Consider the following 16,906-nt stretch of genomic DNA (forward strand, 5'->3'; position numbering starts at 1 on the left):
GCTTCTTTAAGAGTTTGTTATTCTTTGTTATGGTTATATTTAATTGTTAATATTAATAAAAATTTGGTATACCAGATTGGTTAACCAAATTGGTATACCAAAAATACATTAAATATTTGTGATTACAAAATAATTTTAATTTTTAGTGTTTTAGCTCTGTAAAATCCTCTCTTAATAGGATAAAAAGTTCAATTAAACTTTCAGTTTTAGTGCATATTGTCTATTGAAAAGAGTAAAAATCTTCTCAATTAATTAAAACTGTTTTTAATTTTTTACTGTGGTTGATGAAATTTTTTATGATTGATCTCCAAAGTAAGATACCTCATTACCACTTAAGAAATCTTCTCTTACAGGGCTAAATGTGTCAATTAGTATTCCTTCTTCTAAACAAATGGCACTATGCATTAAATTAGGTTCAATATATACGCCATCTCCGGCTTCTATAATTTTCTTTTCGCCGTCAATTTCAAATTCAAATTTTCCAGAAACACAATAGGTGGCTTGAGTGTGAAAATGTTGGTGTGGTGAACCTAATGCACCTTTGTCAAATTTCACTTTTACCATCATGATTTGGTTGTCGTAACCTAAGAATTTTCTAGATACTCCTCCTCCTAATTCTTCCCATTCCATTTCTTTTGTAATGATGTACTTTTCACTAAATCGTTTCATTTCTTTATTTTTTATGATTAATTTATTTGTAATAATAAGAACCCTTCCAAGTGTAGTTCTTTTCGTTTATTTTTAATGTATGTTCAGCTTCTTTTGAAGCGTTGTTATTAGCTAATATAAAAAGAGCTATTTTTCCATTGATATATTCAATACGAATTGCAGTGTATTCTGAATTGTTAAATGTGACTTCTAAATTTTTAATATTACTGTATGCGTTTACAGCAAATTCAGAAACAGGACTATATGTACCATGAGATTCTATAGTTGATACAAAAAGTGCATTTTGTGTGTTTTTCTTTCTGATTATGAATGTAGGCTCTCTTCTTAAGTTAAATTCAGGATCGGTTGCTCCAATTCTAGCCAATAATAATTCGTCTTTGTTTGAAGTAATAGAGGTAAGTGTATAAAACTTATTATTATGCAACCAGTTTAGTTTTATGTTTTCACCAGTTGCATCTCCAGAACCTTCCAGATACAAATGTTGATACCCGTCCGAATTGCCTAATTGAGTTAAGAAATTAAGAGTTTTATAGTTGAAATTAGTTTGTATTAATTGACCTAAATAATAAAAAGGCAAATCGTATTGATTTTTATTGTCGGATACAACTCTCATTATATCTAGCACAAGAGAGTTGGTAAATTCATTATCTTTAATAATGACCATAGTTCTGTGCATGATTGTTCCAGGATATGCATTTTTTTCTTTTGCACTTGCTATTTGAATGTTTTCGTTTTCTACATGAAATACATATTTTTCTGAATGATGTTTTGAACCTATTTCATACTTTCCTTGAAAATGAGATTTTTCATTTTGAACTAAGGTATTATGAGCTATGGTTTGTTTTGCCCATGTTTTATTTTCTTTTAAATAGTTACCTCCGCCTTTTTGTTCAATATTAACAAAACGTACTAAGCCATAATCTTGAATTACTTCTTCGCCATTTTCATAAAGTGAAAAAGACAACTTGTCAAAATGTCCATGACTTAATCCATGACCTGGATATTTGTATACCAATTCTAAAGCTCCACTTCTAAGAATACCTACGGCACCTTGATTGCCTTTTGGTCCGTCTCTTAATTCGATTGACTTTTTTGTAAATGGTTTTGTTTTTTTATTTTTTATTCCCAATGCAACAGAAAGTCCTGCGTCGTCTAACGTAACTTTATTTTGCTTTTCTGCTATACTTAATAATTCGGGATTATTTCCACCAAAATGATAAGCAATATCAACTGAAGAAACCAGAGAACTTGTATAATATGACATTCCTTTTTGTCCATCATTTAAAGGGAAAAATTCACCATCAGCATCTGAGAGATTAATTAAAGCATCAACAGCTTTTAACAGAACACTGTCTTTAAACTCAAAAATTTTTAAATCAGGTTTTACATTATGAAGTCCTTGTGCGAATATTAAAAATGGGTACATAGCGTAGCGTTGGTAATAAGGTCCTTCTGTGTAATATCCATCTGGAGAAAAAGGTTCTTCTATATTCGCTAAAAAACCAGCTTTTCCATCTTTGTTTTTTATGAATCCACCATCATTATCTTTAGCTCCAGCTTCTAAACCATCGTTTTCAATACCATAAAGAGCACGCTTCACTAATTCTTCGTCTCCCATAACCAAACCAATCATCCCAACGGCTGCATTTCCCCAAGTACTATGATTGTGAACACGGTTATAAAATTGAGGGTTTTCAATAGAAATAAAGTCAGCAAATGGTCTAAAAAGATTTGTTTCTAATTTTTCTCGTTCTTCTTTAGATAAATAATTATAAATACAGTCATATGCTTGGCTCACATAAACTAACCAATTAGAATCATTTAAACATTGCCAAAAAAGCTTGCCTCTTGCATAAGAGCGTGTCTGTGGATGTACAGGTAATGTTTTATACATAGCTTCATATTGCATAAGCATGTCTTTTACGTACTTTGCGTATTTTTCATCATCTAAAATCTGATATAAGACTCCTGCTTTTTGCATAATTAAAAAGTTGCGTTTATGTCTAGCATGTGTATATCCTCCAGAAAAATCTTTAGGTATAGGAGTTTCTATTCCTAATTCAATTTCAGTATCAACTTCAGCTTGAATTTCTTTTAGAGAGTTGTCAAATATTGGTATGTTTCCTAATTCTTTTTTTATAAGATTTACTCCAGCTTTTGTTAATATAAGCTTTGGATGATCGCTGCTCTTAGAAACCTCAGTATTGACTTTGTTTTGAGCTGGCATTTCTTTTTTACAGCTAACTATTAATATTAGTAGAAGTATGGGAATAATTCGGATAAATTGGATTTTATTATTTAATTTCATAGTTAGTTTTTATAAAAACATCTCTAAAAAGTGGCTGTAGTCGATAGAAAAACAGAGTGTTAGATGATGTAATTTTGTTTTGAGTTTTAAAATAATGATATTCTAATTTTTAATACATTAATTTTTGTTTTAAGTTTTCTTCAGTTTTAATGATGCCAGAATTACGAATGGTATTGTCAGATGCTACATTATTTTTTGCACCCCACAATAGAGCTACTAACTTTACTTTATTATCTACAAATGAATTATTATGAATAGCTACATTTACAATACCTCTATGGTTTAATAAAATTTTGTTCTGTTCTTTACTACCACAGTTTTTAAAAGTACTATTCGTAATTAGTAAATTCCCTCCAATGGTTGATTCGTCATAACCACCTCTGTAATAGTCTATTATGTTTTGGTTTATGTTGGTAAAAGTACAACCATCAATAGTTAAAAACTCTACATTATAATCTCCTTTGTCATTAGTCTCTTCTGATAATTCTATTCCGTTTTCACAATTAGAAATAGTGCTATTTTTAAAAGTGATTTCTTGAGCAAATGTTTGTTTATATGCTTTTAGTACATAATTAAAATTGTTAATGTCACATTCTTGAACCGTTAGTCCGTAGTGATTTGACATGTTTTCTTTAAGGTTAGAAAAAACAATTTGTTCGCCATTACCAGTAAGTGAAATGTTTTTAAGTGTTAATATTCCATAAGGGTTTAATTCAAACAAAGGAGTGTTTTTTGTTCCTGTATATATAATTTCAGCTTTTTCATTTTCTTTAGATTGAATAGTAATAGTTTTATCAATTACTAAAGGTGACGAGATGTAATATTTACCTGGGCTTAAAGAGATAATATCTCCAGATTTAGAAGTTGAAATTTTTGTTTCTAAATCATCTTCTGTATTGGTAGCCACTACAATGTTTGGACTAGTAGGTTCTATTTCATTAGAATACCAATCGGCTCCGTATTTAGTTTTATCTAAAATTTCAGGATCTATATATTCACCTTGAACGGTTGCTCCAATTGAATTTTTAGTTTCTCTTGAGTTTCCAAAAAGGTCTTTAGTAATTGTCTCAAATCCAAAACCTTTATATATTTCATATTCGTTTGTTAATGTTGGTAAATAAATGTTCTCACTAACTTTAGTTAGTGTAAAATCAGCAGCTTTGATTTTTAAGGTGTCATAAAAATTTACACTTTGATTATTAATAATGTTGCTTTTAAAAGTTACACCGTCTGCTTTGTCATGTTCAATAATTACATTTTTATCACCTACTTTATTGTAAATTATATTATTTACTACTTCAGTTCTAAGAGCTCTAGCTGAGCGTATTTCGGATTTAGGTAATACATCGGCTTGTGAGATGTTGGTACCAACTCCAAATTGCCAAGGCGATTTACAATCGATATAGGTATTATAAGCAACTACCACATCGGTAACTTGATTATATCTGTTTAATGGAGATTTCGGAATGCCATTCATAACCGCTAAGGCACTTCTAAAGTTCTCACCAATAATATTATAAAAGTAATTGTTTGTAATCCAATGTCCTGTGTTTACAAGTCTAATACCTCCATAGTTTTTATTTACACCGTCGCCAATAAAATAATTACCATCAATAATAGCATAATTACCATGACGTGTTACTACAGACCCTTCGCTTTTATAGAAGACATTATTTCTAATCTCGTTAAAATTAGTTTTGCTAGATATAATTTCAACTTCTCCATTACATTCCTCAAACAAGTTGTTTGCTATTATTGTGTTTCCTGGAGACATCGATGAAAAGCTACCACCTAATTGAATGGTTTCACCTCTTGCTCCTCCTTTTCTAGGTCTTGGACCAAAATGGTTATTTACTATTTGATGATAATTTCTAATACTTTGATTTCCTCTAATATCTACTCTTAATGTTGGACCTCCGTTGGTTTTTCCAGCAAGATAACAATGGTCGAACTGATTGTGTTTTCCATAAAGTTGAACCCAATGATCGTCTTTATCACGCTGAAGTTGATTGTAATCTACAATAACACAGTTTGTAACTCTAGAATGATTAGCTACTTTTTTCTCACTTACCCTAAAAGAAATAACATCGTTAGTAGGGGTGTATCCATTTCTAAAAAATAAACCATTTACAACAAGGTAATTTCCTGCCATTTCTAAATTAGAAACCCCTTCTATAAATACGCTTCCTGGAGTTTGTGCTTTTAAAGTGATTGGAGCTTTTTCTGTGCCTTCTCCTATAAATTTAATTTGTATATCTTTCCATACTCCATTTGCCATTATAATTGTGTTTCCTGCTTCGGCTTTTGAAATAGCTTCATTTAATTCACTTTCATTAGTAACAAATACTTCAGTTTTACTATTGTTTTCTTTTTTACAGCCAAAACTTACAAAAATAATACTCAAAAAAATTAAACTTTTTCTTATTGTACGTTTCTGATTTAAAAAATTAATGATGGTATGCATAAGTTAGTTCTTTGTTAAAGTTTGATATATTAGTTAGGCTTTTCGCCATAGTTTTTGCACTGCAGATAAATCTTTTTTCATGGCTTCAAAGACCAATTTTTTATCTATTGATATTTTTGATTTACCACTTTGGGCTCCTCCTAAATCATATTCTAAATGTAATGAAACAGGTGGTTGTAATTGATACGTTTTTAAAAGTTTAAAATAACTATTAAAATCTACCATGCCTTTACCAATAGGTGTATTAATTATTTGCCATTTACCATTAACTCTTGCCCATTTAAAATCTTTTAATACTATTGTTTTTAAATGAGGGTATAGAAGTTTTAATCCATTTTGCCATGAAAAGCCTCCTTCAACCATTGCGTGTCTAATGTCGTATTGGGTGCCAAAATAATTAGAATCAACAGTTGTTAACAATTCTTTTATTTCCCAAAAAGAAGAACCTATATCGGTGCCTGCATGGTTTTGATAACTACCTATCAAGCCTAATTGTTTATTTAATATACCCAATTTTTTTATTTCGGACTGATATTGTTTTAAAGCCTGTTGCATCGTTTTGTTTTTAGGATATTTATACCAATTGGTCCGGTAATATTTTATTCCAACATTGGCAGCTGTTTTTAGAATGTCAATATCTAAAGGGTTGGTTACGCTTTCAATGCTAGTTGTGATAAGATTGCAAGTAGATCCAGCTTCTTTAATTTCTTTTACGGCTTTGGGTAAATCTGTTTTGACCAATTCTGGCAATACATGGCCATTACGTCTTACGGTTAAGTCTATACCTGAAAAACCTATTTCTGCTGCTATTTCGCCAGCATCTTTATAATTTAAAAATTGTAAATGTTTAGAAAAAATGTTAACAGCGAGATTGTCTGATTTGGGTGCAGACCAGAAGGGGGGTGTAAAGCTTATCAATGGAAGTAGGCAGGCTAGTTGGCCCGTTTTTTCAATAAAACTTCTTCTTGATAAACTTTTCATAAATTAGCAAATACAACTGGTTAACCAAATTGGTTTACCAAATATATGTATATTTGTTGAATCGACCATGTTTTTAACAAAAAAATAAAATAATATGAGCAAATTAACAGTTGAAACAAGAAAGAAATTAGTAAAAGTAAGTACTGCAACTATTGCAACTTGCCTTTTTAAAAGAGGGTTAAAAAATCAATTTATTCAAAATGTTAAACCTTTAAAAACAGGAAAACCAACCATGGTTGGAGAAGCATTTACGCTTAGGTATATTCCTGCAAGGGAAGATTTGAACCCAATTAGTGTTTTTACTGATAAAGAGCATCCGCAACGTGTAGCTGTTGAGACTTGTCCTGTGGGAGCTGTTTTGGTTATGGATAGTAGAAAGAATGCTAGAGCGGCTTCAGCTGGTTCTATATTAGTAACTCGATTAATGAAACGAGGAGTTGCAGGTGTTGTAACTGATGGCGGATTTAGAGATTCAGCTGAAATTGCAGCATTAAGTATTCCTTCTTATCATCAGCAAGCTTCTGCACCTACCAATCTAACGTTGCATCAAGCAATAGATATTAATATACCTATAGCATGTGGTGATGTAGCTATATTTCCAGGAGATGTTCTTGTTGGAGATGATGATGGAGTTATGGTAATACCTTCAGAAATTGTTGATGAAGTTGCTGAAGAATGTGCTAGAATGACCATTTTTGAGGATTTTGTGTTAGAAAAAGTGAATGAAGGTAGTGCTATTATAGGATTGTATCCGCCAACAAGTCAAGAAACTTTAGCGGCATTTGAAAACTGGAAAAAGAAAAAATAATTAATTACTTTTTGGATTTTAAATTGTCATTTATTTTTCTTATAAAATTTCTAATAGTTCTGCCTAAATTTAAGTAAATACTTACTTTTTTTTGTTAATTTTGATATATCATTTTTAATCATAAAAACCCAAAAATTTGTATTATTTAGGACTCGATATTGGAAGTTCTTCCATAAAAGCCGCGTTGGTTGATATTATTACCGGAAAAAGTATAGGAGTTGTTCATGAACCAGAAAAAGAAATGGGTATGTTGTCTGTAAAAAATGGATGGGCAGAGCAAAACCCTGATGATTGGTGGCAACATATTTGTAACGCAATTTTAAAATTAAAGAAGAAGTATGCTATTTCAAAAACAGAAATTAAAGGAATAGGTATTTCTTATCAAATGCATGGTCTTGTGGTTGTTGATAATAATGGACAACCTTTAAGAGATGCAATTATTTGGTGCGATAGTAGAGCTGTTGAAATAGGAAATGAAGCCTTTCAAACTATTGGAGAAGAAAAATGCATATCTCATGTGCTAAATTCCCCTGCTAATTTTACTGCATCAAAACTTAAATGGGTAAAAGATAATGAGCCTGAGCTTTATGCTAAAACGTATAAATTTATGCTCCCAGGAGATTATATAGCCTATAAGTTTTCAAATAAAATTAATACGACTATTTCTGGTTTGTCAGAAGGTATCTTTTGGGATTTTAAGAATGATACCATAGCTGAGTTTTTGTTGGATTATTATAAGATAGATAAAAATAAAATTCCTGCTATTGTAGACACCTTTGGTTTGCAATCTGTTGTCGATAAAAACGGGGCTTCTCAAAGTGGATTAGCAGAAGGTACTCCAATTATGTATAGAGCAGGAGACCAGCCAAATAATGCATTAACTCTAAATGTGTTTAATCCCGGAGAAGTTGCAGCTACAGGTGGTACTTCGGGCGTTTTTTATGCTGTTACAGATAATTTATCAGGAAAAGAAAGTACTAGAGTTAATAATTTTGCTCATGTTAATTATACAAAATTAGAGCCAAGAATTGGTAAATTATTGAATATTAATGGTGCTGGAATTCAATACAGATGGTTGCTTAATAATTTAGATGTGAGTTCGTATGAGCAGATGAATAATTTAGCATCAGAAATTCCGGTAGGATCTGAAGGCGTTTGCATATTACCTTTTGGAAATGGAGCCGAAAGAATGTTAAACAATATCGATTTAGGTACAAGTCTATTCAATATTAATTTAAATAATCATCATAAAGGGCATTTGTGTAGAGCAGCATTAGAGGGGATTGCTTTTTCGTTTGTTTATGGTATGGAAATTTTAATTTCTGATGGTATCAAGCCTAAAGTAATTAGAACAGGTAATGATAATTTATTTCGCTCAGAAATTTTTGCAACTACTGTAGCAACATTAATCGGACAAGAGATTGAAATTTATAATACTACAGGAGCTATAGGTGCTGCAAGAGCTGCCGGAATAAGCAATGAAGGGTTTGCAAAACATGGTAAAATGATTATGGATAACGATTATATAAAAACAATTGTTCCATCAAATAATAAAAAGCCTTATTTAAAGGCATATAATTGTTGGACTAAAGAACTTAAAAATAAGTTACAACAGTAATTAAAAAGGTAGATAGAAAATAATATACAAATTAGAAATTAACAATTCATGTTTATTCAAGTATCTCATCTATTATATGAGATTATGATAACATATTATTAAATAAATTTAAAAATGGCAACAAAAGAGTACTACAAAGGCATTGGAAAAATAAAGTTTGAAGGAAAAGAGTCGGACAACCCGTTAGCTTTTAAATATTACAACCCTGAACAAGTGGTAGCAGGTAAAACCATGCGAGAGCATTTTAAATTTGCAATAGCTTACTGGCATTCATTTTGTGGTCAGGGAGGCGATCCATTTGGCCCTGGTACTCAGAACTTTGAATGGGATAAATCTTCAGACCCAATTCAAGCAGCAAAAGATAAAGCAGATGCAGCTTTTGAATTTATTTCAAAAATAGGATTTGACTATTTCTGTTTCCATGACTATGATTTGGTTCAAGAAGCATCAACATTTGCAGAATCAGAAAGTCGTTTGAATGAAATAACTGATTATATTAAAAATAAACAAAAAGAAACAGGTATTAAACTACTTTGGGGTACTGCTAATTGTTTTTCAAATCCTAGATATATGAATGGTGCAGCAACCAATCCTGAGTTTAATGTTGTAGCAAGAGCCGGAGGGCAAATAAAATTGGCTTTAGATGCTACTATTAAATTAGGTGGTGAAAATTATGTTTTTTGGGGAGGTAGAGAAGGATATATGTCTCTATTAAATACAGATATGGGACGTGAACTTGATCATATGGGGCAGTTTTTAGCTATGGCAAGAGATTATGCTAGAGCTCAAGGTTTTAAAGGAAACTTTTTTATTGAGCCAAAACCTATGGAACCTATGAAACATCAATATGATTTTGATACAGCTACTGCTATTGGTTTTTTAAGAGAATATGGATTAGATAAAGATTTTAAAATAAATATTGAGGTTAATCATGCTACATTGGCTCAACATACTTTTCAACATGAAATTGAAGTTGCTGCTAAAGCAGGAATGTTAGGTAGTTTAGATGCTAATAGAGGTGATTATCAAAATGGATGGGACACAGACCAATTCCCAAACAATATTCAAGAAACTACTGAAGCTATGCTTGTTTTCTTAAAAGCTGGTGGTTTACAAGGAGGTGGAATTAATTTTGATGCTAAAATAAGAAGAAATTCTACCGATTTAGAAGATATTTTTTATGCTCATATTGGTGGTGCAGACACTTTTGCTAGAGCATTATTAATAGCAGATAAGATTATCAGTTCTTCGCCATATCAAAAATTAAGAAAAGAAAGATATAGTTCTTTTGATTCTGGTAAAGGAAAAGACTTTGAATTGGGTAAATTAAACTTACAAGATTTGTATGAAATAGCTCAAGAAAATGGAGAATTACCATTAAAAAGTGGTAAACAAGAATTGTTTGAAAATATAATCAATCAATATATTTGATCGCCTGACCATGCAAAAATACTCAAACACAGGCTATTTAATTAAATTAACATTGGTAGCCACCTTAGGTGGGTTACTGTTTGGTTATGACACTGCTGTAATTTCAGGTACTGTAAGTTCATTAGATAGTTTTTTTGTAAAACCTTTTGGATTGGGAGAGGCAGCTACTAATTCTCGATTGGGAATGGTAGTTTCAAGTGCTTTAATTGGTTGTATTATTGGAGGTCTTATTGGAGGTGTTGTCAGTAAAAATTTTGGCCGTAAAAAAGGGTTAATCTTGGCTGCGGTGTTGTTTTTACTATCGGCTCTTGGCTCTTCTATGCCTGAAATGTTTATAAAACCTATTGGTGAAGGAGATCACACTTTTATCTACATTTTTGTGATATATAGAATTCTTGGAGGTATTGGTGTAGGATTAGCTTCTATGTTATCTCCACTTTACATTGCTGAAATAGCTCCAGCTAAGAGTAGAGGAAAGTTGGTGTCTATGAATCAATTTGCCATTATTTTTGGTATGTTGGTGGTATATTTTGTGAACTATTATATTGCAAAACAAGGTGATGAAAGTTGGTTGAATACAATTGGATGGCGTTGGATGTTTGCTTCAGAAACAATTCCCGCTAGCTTATTTCTATTAATGCTATTTTTTGTTCCAGATACTCCAAGGTCATTGGTATTAAGAAATAACGATAAAAAGGCATTAGAAGTATTAACTAAAGTTAATGGAATAGAAGAAGCTGAAAAAATATTAGTTAGTATAAAAAGTACAATTGTAAGTCATTCAGGAAAATTATTTTCTTTTGGAGTTGGCATTATTGTAATCGGTGTTTTACTATCTATATTTCAACAATTTGTGGGTATTAATGTTGTCTTATATTATGCTCCAGAAATATTTAAATCAATGGGGTCAGGTACTGATGCTGCATTGTTACAAACAATTATTGTTGGGGCTGTAAATTTATTATTTACAGTACTGGCAATTATGACCGTTGATAAATTTGGTAGAAAACCATTGATGATTATTGGTGCTTTAGGGATGTCAATGTCTATGTTTGCTCTAGGTACTGCATTTTTTAGTGAGTCTGTTGGCCTTTTTGCTTTAGTATGTATGTTGGTGTATGTTGCAAGTTTTGCAATGAGTTGGGGACCCGTTGTTTGGGTTTTGCTTTCTGAGATTTTTCCTAACAAAATTAGAGGTAAAGCTATGGCTGTAGCCGTAGCAGCCCAATGGATTTCTAATTATCTGGTTTCATGGACTTTTCCAATGATGGATAAAAACAGTTATTTATTAGAAAACTTTAATCATGGATTTTCTTATTGGGTATACGGATTTATGGGACTTTTAGCTATGTTTTTAGTATGGAAATTTGTACCAGAAACTAAAGGTAAAACGCTTGAAGAGATGGAAGTTCTTTGGAAGAAAAAGAACTAATATTAAATTAATACAATAGAAGTAATACTTTTTTATTCGTATTGACAACGTATTGTTTCTCAATTCATAAATAAACCTCTATATTTTTTGAATATAGAGGTTTATTTATGAATATTATAACTAGAAGGTTTGAATATGTAATATAACCTATAAAACTACTCGTTGAACCGTTAAATTTGATACAGAACTGATATTTATCATATTAAGTTAGTTCTTTTTTTTAGAAATTTAGCTAACATAATTTTAAAGAGTAATATCATGAAAAGCAAGGAGCCAGTTTCTAAAATAATGACTAAAAATGTTATATCAATTAAAAAAGATGCAAAATTACCTACAGCTGAAAAGTTGTTTAGAAAGTATAAAATAAGACATGTTCCAGTTGTAGAAAATGATAAAATTGTAGGTATATTAAGTTTGACTGATTTATCTAGAATTAGTTTTGCTGATGCCTATGATGACAATCAGTTTGTTGATGATTCTTTATACAGTATGCTTTCAGTAGGCCAAATAATGGCTAATAACCCTATAAAAGTATCATCAGAAACCACAATTAAAGATGTAGCTTTAATACTAACAAAGCATGAGTTTCATGCTCTTCCGGTAGTAAATGGTGAGAGTTTAGTGGGAATTGTAACTACAACCGATTTGCTAAAATATTTAATTGAAATATGCTAAAAACTATATATAATACGTTCATAATGCTGTTTTTGAAAAAAATAGTTGTATTATAGCATAGAAAAAGAAAGAAATATTTAAAAAAATGACCTATCTTTACGTGGTCACTTAAAAATAAATTGCTATTTAAAAACAACTATTTTGATAGAACTTGTAAGCCTTGTATTTGGGTCAACTAATTTGACCCGTTTCGTGTTGTTCCCTAAATTCATGTATGGAGCACAAAGGGCGATTATTGCTGAAAATTTCAGTTTTTATAATAATTTGTCCATTATTGATAAGCGTTACTTTGAACATAGAGTTTTAAGGTTTATAGATTCCCATAATTTTATAGGTAGAGATGGAGTAGTAGTTACCAAAAAAATGGAACTATTAATTGCATCTACTGCTGTAATGTTAACTTTTGGAATGAGAAGATATTTATTTTCTCAGTTTGAAAATATTGTTATTTACCCTAAAAATTACCGTTCTAAAGTAACTAATAAACGTCATCAAGGAGAAACCAACCCGAGATTAGGAACTATTGTTTTTTCTTGGGATGATTTTATGAATGGTATAGAAATTGAAGATAATAATTTAAATTTAGGGTTGCATGAGTTAACGCATGCATTGCACTTTAGCTTTTTAAAAGAAAAAAGCTTTACTTCAGTTGTGTTTTTAGATCATTTTTCAGCTCTTTTAGAGCGATTGAAAGATAAGAAATTACAACGAAAAATTGTTGAATCAGGCTATTTAAGAGAGTATGGTTTTAGCAATCAATTTGAATTTTTATCTGTTGTAGTTGAGCACTTTTTTGAAACTCCACATGAGTTTAATCAAAAATTACCAGAAGTTTACAAAATGGTAAAAAGAATGATGAATTTAGACACTTTAAAAATGATGTCTAAGCCTTCAGCTTAATGTTATTTATCTAAACAGCATTATTAAAGCTCCAATAGAAGTTACTATTAAAATAAATTTTCTATAATTTAGGTTAGATATTTTTTTAACAATAAGTACTCCTATAAAGAAGCCGACAATTATACCTGGTATAAGTATAGAGTTAAGTAATAAGGTTTCTTTTGTTATTGTTTTCCATATAAAAATATGAAAAGGGAGTTTAAATATATTAATGATAAAAAACAACCAAGCAGCGGTTCCTATAAATTCATTTTTAGGTAATTTAATCGCTAAGAAATAAATATTTGAAATTGGACCTGCTAAGTTGCCAATCATCGTTGCAAATCCTGCTAAAAATCCTGCAGAGCTAGAAAACGCCTTATGGGTTGGAATTTTGCTTAATTTTCTTTTTTCGGTATATAATAAAATTAATACTGATGTAATAATAATTAGAGCCATCAGTCGTTTAAAAAGCACTTCAGAAATATCATTTCCTACCCAAACACCTATTAAAACACCTACCACCATCCAAGGTATTAATTTTAATATATATTTCCATTGTACATGCCTATGGTAATAAATTACAGCAAAAATATCGGCAATAATTAACATAGGGAGTAGCACTCCTGTTGACGATTTTTCTCCAAAAACAAATGCTAATATTACAACATTAAGAATACCAATGCCTTTTATTCCAGATTTTGAAAGTCCTAATAACAGTATTGCTATAAATATAGAAACCCATTGTAGATTAGATAAATTGAAAGCATTTAAAACTTCAATAAAAATCACTTTTATGCTTAATTGATTAAATTAGTTTATAAAAATGCTGAATCATTGGGCTCCCAAAGTTCTATTTTGTTTCCATCTAAATCTAGAATCCAACCAAATTTTCCATAGTCATATTCTTCTATTTTATCAATTACAGTGACCCCTTCATTTTTTAATTCATCTAAGAGTTCAACTAAATTTTCTACTCTATAATTAAGCATAAAATTGTTTTGCGAAGGTTCAAAATATGTTGTGTCTTTTTTAAAAGGGCTCCATTGTGTTGAGCATTTATTACCTGCTTCATCTTTCCACCAAAAAGTACAGCCATAATCATCTGTATTAAAACCTAAATGTTTTTTGTACCAATTTTTTGTAGCGTTCGGATCTTGACTTTTAAAAAATATACCACCAATTCCTTTGACTCTTTTTTTCATAAGATTATTTTCTTAAATTATTTTCATAGATATCAATCCACTGATTTACTGTTATTTTTTTTGCTAGTTCTCCAATTAATTTAAAAGGTATGGCATCTATATTTTTAAAGCGAATACAACTTTTTCCAATATCTAATTTTCGGTTACAATGCTTAGGATATTCCTTAATAAACCAATCTGCTAATTCTTTTTTTGCATAAATGCCACTATGATATAAATTGATAGAATTTTTTTGGGATGCTAAATTTAAAAAGGGTAGTGGTAGTTTTGGATTGCAATGATAGCCTTTTGGATATTTAGATAAAGGAACAAAATAACCTATCATCCCATAACTTATACCTTCTTCAAACCCATGGGGTAAATTATTTATTAAAACGTTACGCAGTGTTTTAATAGCTTCTTTTCGATCTTCAGGGAGCTGATTTATATATTCATCAACAGAAGTGGTGTTATATTGCATATAAACGTTTAATTTTTCAACAAGTTAAGAAAAAAATTCCTTAACCTTATCAACAATAGTTTGTGCCAGTTTTTGATGACTTTCTACGGTCCAACCAGCTACATGGGGTGATAGTATTACGTTATTGGCATTTATTAAATAGTTAAAGGCATCAGGGATGTTTTTCGCTGTAAATAAGTTTTCAAAAGAAGATTTTTCATATTCCAATACATCTAAACCTGCACCTAACACTTTTCCAGATTTTAATGCATTTACCAAATCATTAGTAACAACACTTTTTCCACGAGCTGTATTAATAAACCAAAAGGGTTTTTGAAAGGCATTAATAAAATTTGTGTTTATCATGTTTAAGGTGAATGGTGTTTGTGGAGTATGTAAACTAACAATATCAGCTTTGGTCTGAAGTTCTGTTAAAGGTACTTGTTTGCAGTTTTTATCACCAACATTAGGTTTTATATCATAACAAAGTATTTCAACATCAAAACCTTGTAGTTTTTTTGCAAAAGATTTTCCCATATTTCCATATCCAATAATTCCAACAGTTTTTCCGTCAAGTTCTAGTCCACGATTTTCTTCTCGAAGCCATTGACCTTTTCTTACTTGTTTATCTGCTATATTTAGATTGTTAAAAAGAGAAAGTAGCATACCTAAAGCATGCTCACCAACTGCATTTCTATTTCCTTCAGGTGCAGCAATTAGTTTTATATTTTTTAAGGTGGCATAAGCGGTGTCAATATTTTCTAAACCAGCACCAACTCGTGCTATAAACTTTAGATTTTTTGAGCTGTCTATAAAATTTTTGTCTATTGTAAATCTACTTCTTATTACTAAACCTTGGTAATCATTTAGTATCTGTTCAATTTTTTCTTTTGACGAGGTAAAATCTTCATCGCAAATAAATCCTAAGTTTTCTAATCCTTTTTTTAGAAGAGGATGGTTGCTATCTAGAAATAATATTTTTTGTGCCATATATATCAATAAAAAACACCCAAAGATATTAAATCTATGGGTGTTTGTATAGGTTATTTATTAGATTGCTTTGGTTGTAGCAATTTATTCTTAATTGTTAAGAGCTTCGGCACCACCTACAATTTCTAAAATTTCGTTAGTAATAGCTGCTTGACGAGCTTTATTGTAGGTTAATAATAACTCATCACGTAGTTCTGTAGCATTATCAGTTGCTTTGTGCATTGCGGTCATACGAGCACCATGTTCAGAAGCAAAAGAATCTCTAACTGCTTTATACAATTGCATTTTTAACGATTTGGGAATTAAACCCTCTACAATTTCTAACTTTGAAGGTTCAAAAATGTAATCTAAATTCGAATTTTCTTCATTAGTTTCAGCCACAATTGGTAAAAATTGCTCGTTAGTCTCAATTTGAGTCGCTGCATTTTTAAATCTATTATATACCAATTCAATTCTATCATAAGAACTATCAGCATATTTCTTCATTAAAAACTCTGCAATTTTTGCAGTATTTTCAAAAGTTAAATCATCAAATAAATCACTGTCGTTGGCAATAACGTTGTGTTTTTTTGAAAATGCGTCATTGGCTTTTTTGCCAATTGTTACAATGTCTACGTTTTTATCGGAGTAAGAAATGTTTATAATATCAAGAGCCTTTTTTATTACAGATGAATTAAAAGCACCACAAAGGCCTCTGTTAGAAGTAATAACTACTAAAAGAACGTTGTTAACTTCTCTTTTTTCAGCATAAACACTATTTACATCACCTTCTAATGTAGCACTTAGACTTTGAAGTAATTCTGTTAATTTATTAGAATATGGACGCATCGCAGTAATTGCATCTTGAGCTTTTTTCAACTTTGCAGCAGATACCATTTTCATAGCACTAGTAATCTGCATGGTTGAACCAATAGATGTAATTCTGTTTCGTATTTCTTTTAAATTTGCCATTTTTCTCTAATATAAAATATTTAGATCTAAAATTTAAACCTCGTATCTAAATACCC

Annotated in this window: 15 protein-coding genes; 6 read left to right on the forward strand and 9 right to left on the reverse strand. The window is 30.6% G+C overall.

Features of this window, described 5'->3' with window-relative positions; all coding sequences use genetic code 11:
• Positions 1–294: 294 nt before the first annotated feature.
• The 4 genes from EGM88_RS12855 to EGM88_RS12870 form a co-directional block, all read right to left on the reverse strand.
• On the reverse strand, positions 295–669 hold the full coding sequence (locus EGM88_RS12855) for a cupin domain-containing protein (RefSeq protein ID WP_123898834.1): 375 nt from the start codon (positions 667–669) through the stop codon (positions 295–297).
• 22 nt (positions 670–691) lie between these two features.
• On the reverse strand, positions 692–2,977 hold the full coding sequence (locus EGM88_RS12860; RefSeq protein WP_123898835.1) for an alginate lyase family protein: 2,286 nt from the start codon (positions 2,975–2,977) through the stop codon (positions 692–694).
• Between the two features lie 109 nt (positions 2,978–3,086).
• The gene (locus tag EGM88_RS12865; protein WP_317126546.1) at positions 3,087–5,381 is read right to left on the reverse strand and encodes a chondroitinase-B domain-containing protein; all 2,295 of its coding nucleotides are present in this window, start codon (positions 5,379–5,381) and stop codon (positions 3,087–3,089) included.
• Positions 5,382–5,474: 93 nt separating this feature from the next.
• Positions 5,475–6,422 (reverse strand): sugar phosphate isomerase/epimerase family protein, encoded by a 948-nt coding sequence (locus EGM88_RS12870; RefSeq protein ID WP_123898837.1) that lies wholly within the window; start codon positions 6,420–6,422, stop codon positions 5,475–5,477.
• 94 nt (positions 6,423–6,516) lie between these two features.
• On the opposite strand from EGM88_RS12870, the gene EGM88_RS12875 reads away from it, so the two are divergent.
• From EGM88_RS12875 to EGM88_RS12900, 6 genes are all read left to right on the forward strand, one after another.
• Positions 6,517–7,230 carry a ribonuclease activity regulator RraA gene (locus EGM88_RS12875; RefSeq protein WP_123898838.1) on the forward strand — a complete coding sequence of 238 codons (714 nt, stop codon included), beginning with the start codon at positions 6,517–6,519 and terminating at the stop codon, positions 7,228–7,230.
• Positions 7,231–7,366: 136 nt separating this feature from the next.
• Positions 7,367–8,848, forward strand: coding sequence for a xylulokinase (locus EGM88_RS12880; protein ID WP_123898839.1), 1,482 nt, complete (start codon positions 7,367–7,369; stop codon positions 8,846–8,848).
• 114 nt (positions 8,849–8,962) lie between these two features.
• The gene (gene xylA / locus EGM88_RS12885; RefSeq protein ID WP_123898840.1) at positions 8,963–10,279 is read left to right on the forward strand and encodes a xylose isomerase; all 1,317 of its coding nucleotides are present in this window, start codon (positions 8,963–8,965) and stop codon (positions 10,277–10,279) included.
• A 10-nt stretch (positions 10,280–10,289) separates the two neighbouring features.
• Entirely contained in the window at positions 10,290–11,711 is a 1,422-nt protein-coding gene (xylE, locus tag EGM88_RS12890; protein ID WP_123898841.1) for a D-xylose transporter XylE, read from the forward strand.
• A gap of 258 nt (positions 11,712–11,969) precedes the next feature.
• Positions 11,970–12,386 (forward strand): CBS domain-containing protein, encoded by a 417-nt coding sequence (locus EGM88_RS12895; RefSeq protein ID WP_123898842.1) that lies wholly within the window; start codon positions 11,970–11,972, stop codon positions 12,384–12,386.
• A gap of 210 nt (positions 12,387–12,596) precedes the next feature.
• Positions 12,597–13,286 carry a zinc-dependent peptidase gene (locus tag EGM88_RS12900; protein ID WP_123898843.1) on the forward strand — a complete coding sequence of 230 codons (690 nt, stop codon included), beginning with the start codon at positions 12,597–12,599 and terminating at the stop codon, positions 13,284–13,286.
• A gap of 6 nt (positions 13,287–13,292) precedes the next feature.
• On the opposite strand, the gene EGM88_RS12905 is transcribed toward EGM88_RS12900, so the two are convergent.
• The 5 genes from EGM88_RS12905 to atpG all read right to left on the reverse strand — a co-directional run bounded on the left by EGM88_RS12905 (position 13,293) and on the right by atpG (position 16,850).
• Positions 13,293–14,057 carry a sulfite exporter TauE/SafE family protein gene (locus tag EGM88_RS12905; protein ID WP_123898844.1) on the reverse strand — a complete coding sequence of 255 codons (765 nt, stop codon included), beginning with the start codon at positions 14,055–14,057 and terminating at the stop codon, positions 13,293–13,295.
• Positions 14,058–14,083: 26 nt separating this feature from the next.
• Complete coding sequence (locus EGM88_RS12910; RefSeq protein WP_123898845.1) at positions 14,084–14,470, reverse strand: VOC family protein; 387 nt, start codon at positions 14,468–14,470, stop codon at positions 14,084–14,086.
• 4 nt (positions 14,471–14,474) lie between these two features.
• Positions 14,475–14,930: a DUF1801 domain-containing protein gene (locus EGM88_RS12915; protein ID WP_123898846.1), complete on the reverse strand. Its 456-nt coding sequence runs from the start codon at positions 14,928–14,930 to the stop codon at positions 14,475–14,477.
• Between the two features lie 24 nt (positions 14,931–14,954).
• Positions 14,955–15,899, reverse strand: a complete 945-nt coding sequence (locus EGM88_RS12920) for a 2-hydroxyacid dehydrogenase (protein WP_123898847.1) — start codon at positions 15,897–15,899, stop codon at positions 14,955–14,957.
• A gap of 90 nt (positions 15,900–15,989) precedes the next feature.
• Positions 15,990–16,850 (reverse strand): ATP synthase F1 subunit gamma, encoded by an 861-nt coding sequence (atpG, locus tag EGM88_RS12925; protein ID WP_123898848.1) that lies wholly within the window; start codon positions 16,848–16,850, stop codon positions 15,990–15,992.
• Positions 16,851–16,906: the final 56 nt, after the last annotated feature.

The sequence above is a fragment of the Aureibaculum marinum genome, assembly GCF_003813905.1.
GTDB classification, from domain to species: Bacteria; Bacteroidota; Bacteroidia; order Flavobacteriales; family Flavobacteriaceae; genus Aureibaculum; species Aureibaculum marinum.

Coding starts and splice junctions, on each gene's coding strand:
- EGM88_RS12855 (WP_123898834.1), bottom strand. CDS start 669: ATGAAACGATTTAGTGAAAAGTACATCATTACAAAAGAAATGGAATGG.
- EGM88_RS12860 (WP_123898835.1), bottom strand. CDS start 2,977: ATGAAATTAAATAATAAAATCCAATTTATCCGAATTATTCCCATACTT.
- EGM88_RS12870 (WP_123898837.1), bottom strand. CDS start 6,422: ATGAAAAGTTTATCAAGAAGAAGTTTTATTGAAAAAACGGGCCAACTA.
- EGM88_RS12875 (WP_123898838.1), top strand. CDS start 6,517: ATGAGCAAATTAACAGTTGAAACAAGAAAGAAATTAGTAAAAGTAAGT.
- xylA (WP_123898840.1), top strand. CDS start 8,963: ATGGCAACAAAAGAGTACTACAAAGGCATTGGAAAAATAAAGTTTGAA.
- xylE (WP_123898841.1), top strand. CDS start 10,290: ATGCAAAAATACTCAAACACAGGCTATTTAATTAAATTAACATTGGTA.
- EGM88_RS12895 (WP_123898842.1), top strand. CDS start 11,970: ATGAAAAGCAAGGAGCCAGTTTCTAAAATAATGACTAAAAATGTTATA.
- EGM88_RS12900 (WP_123898843.1), top strand. CDS start 12,597: ATGTATGGAGCACAAAGGGCGATTATTGCTGAAAATTTCAGTTTTTAT.
- EGM88_RS12910 (WP_123898845.1), bottom strand. CDS start 14,470: ATGAAAAAAAGAGTCAAAGGAATTGGTGGTATATTTTTTAAAAGTCAA.
- EGM88_RS12915 (WP_123898846.1), bottom strand. CDS start 14,930: ATGCAATATAACACCACTTCTGTTGATGAATATATAAATCAGCTCCCT.
- EGM88_RS12920 (WP_123898847.1), bottom strand. CDS start 15,899: ATGGCACAAAAAATATTATTTCTAGATAGCAACCATCCTCTTCTAAAA.
- atpG (WP_123898848.1), bottom strand. CDS start 16,850: ATGGCAAATTTAAAAGAAATACGAAACAGAATTACATCTATTGGTTCA.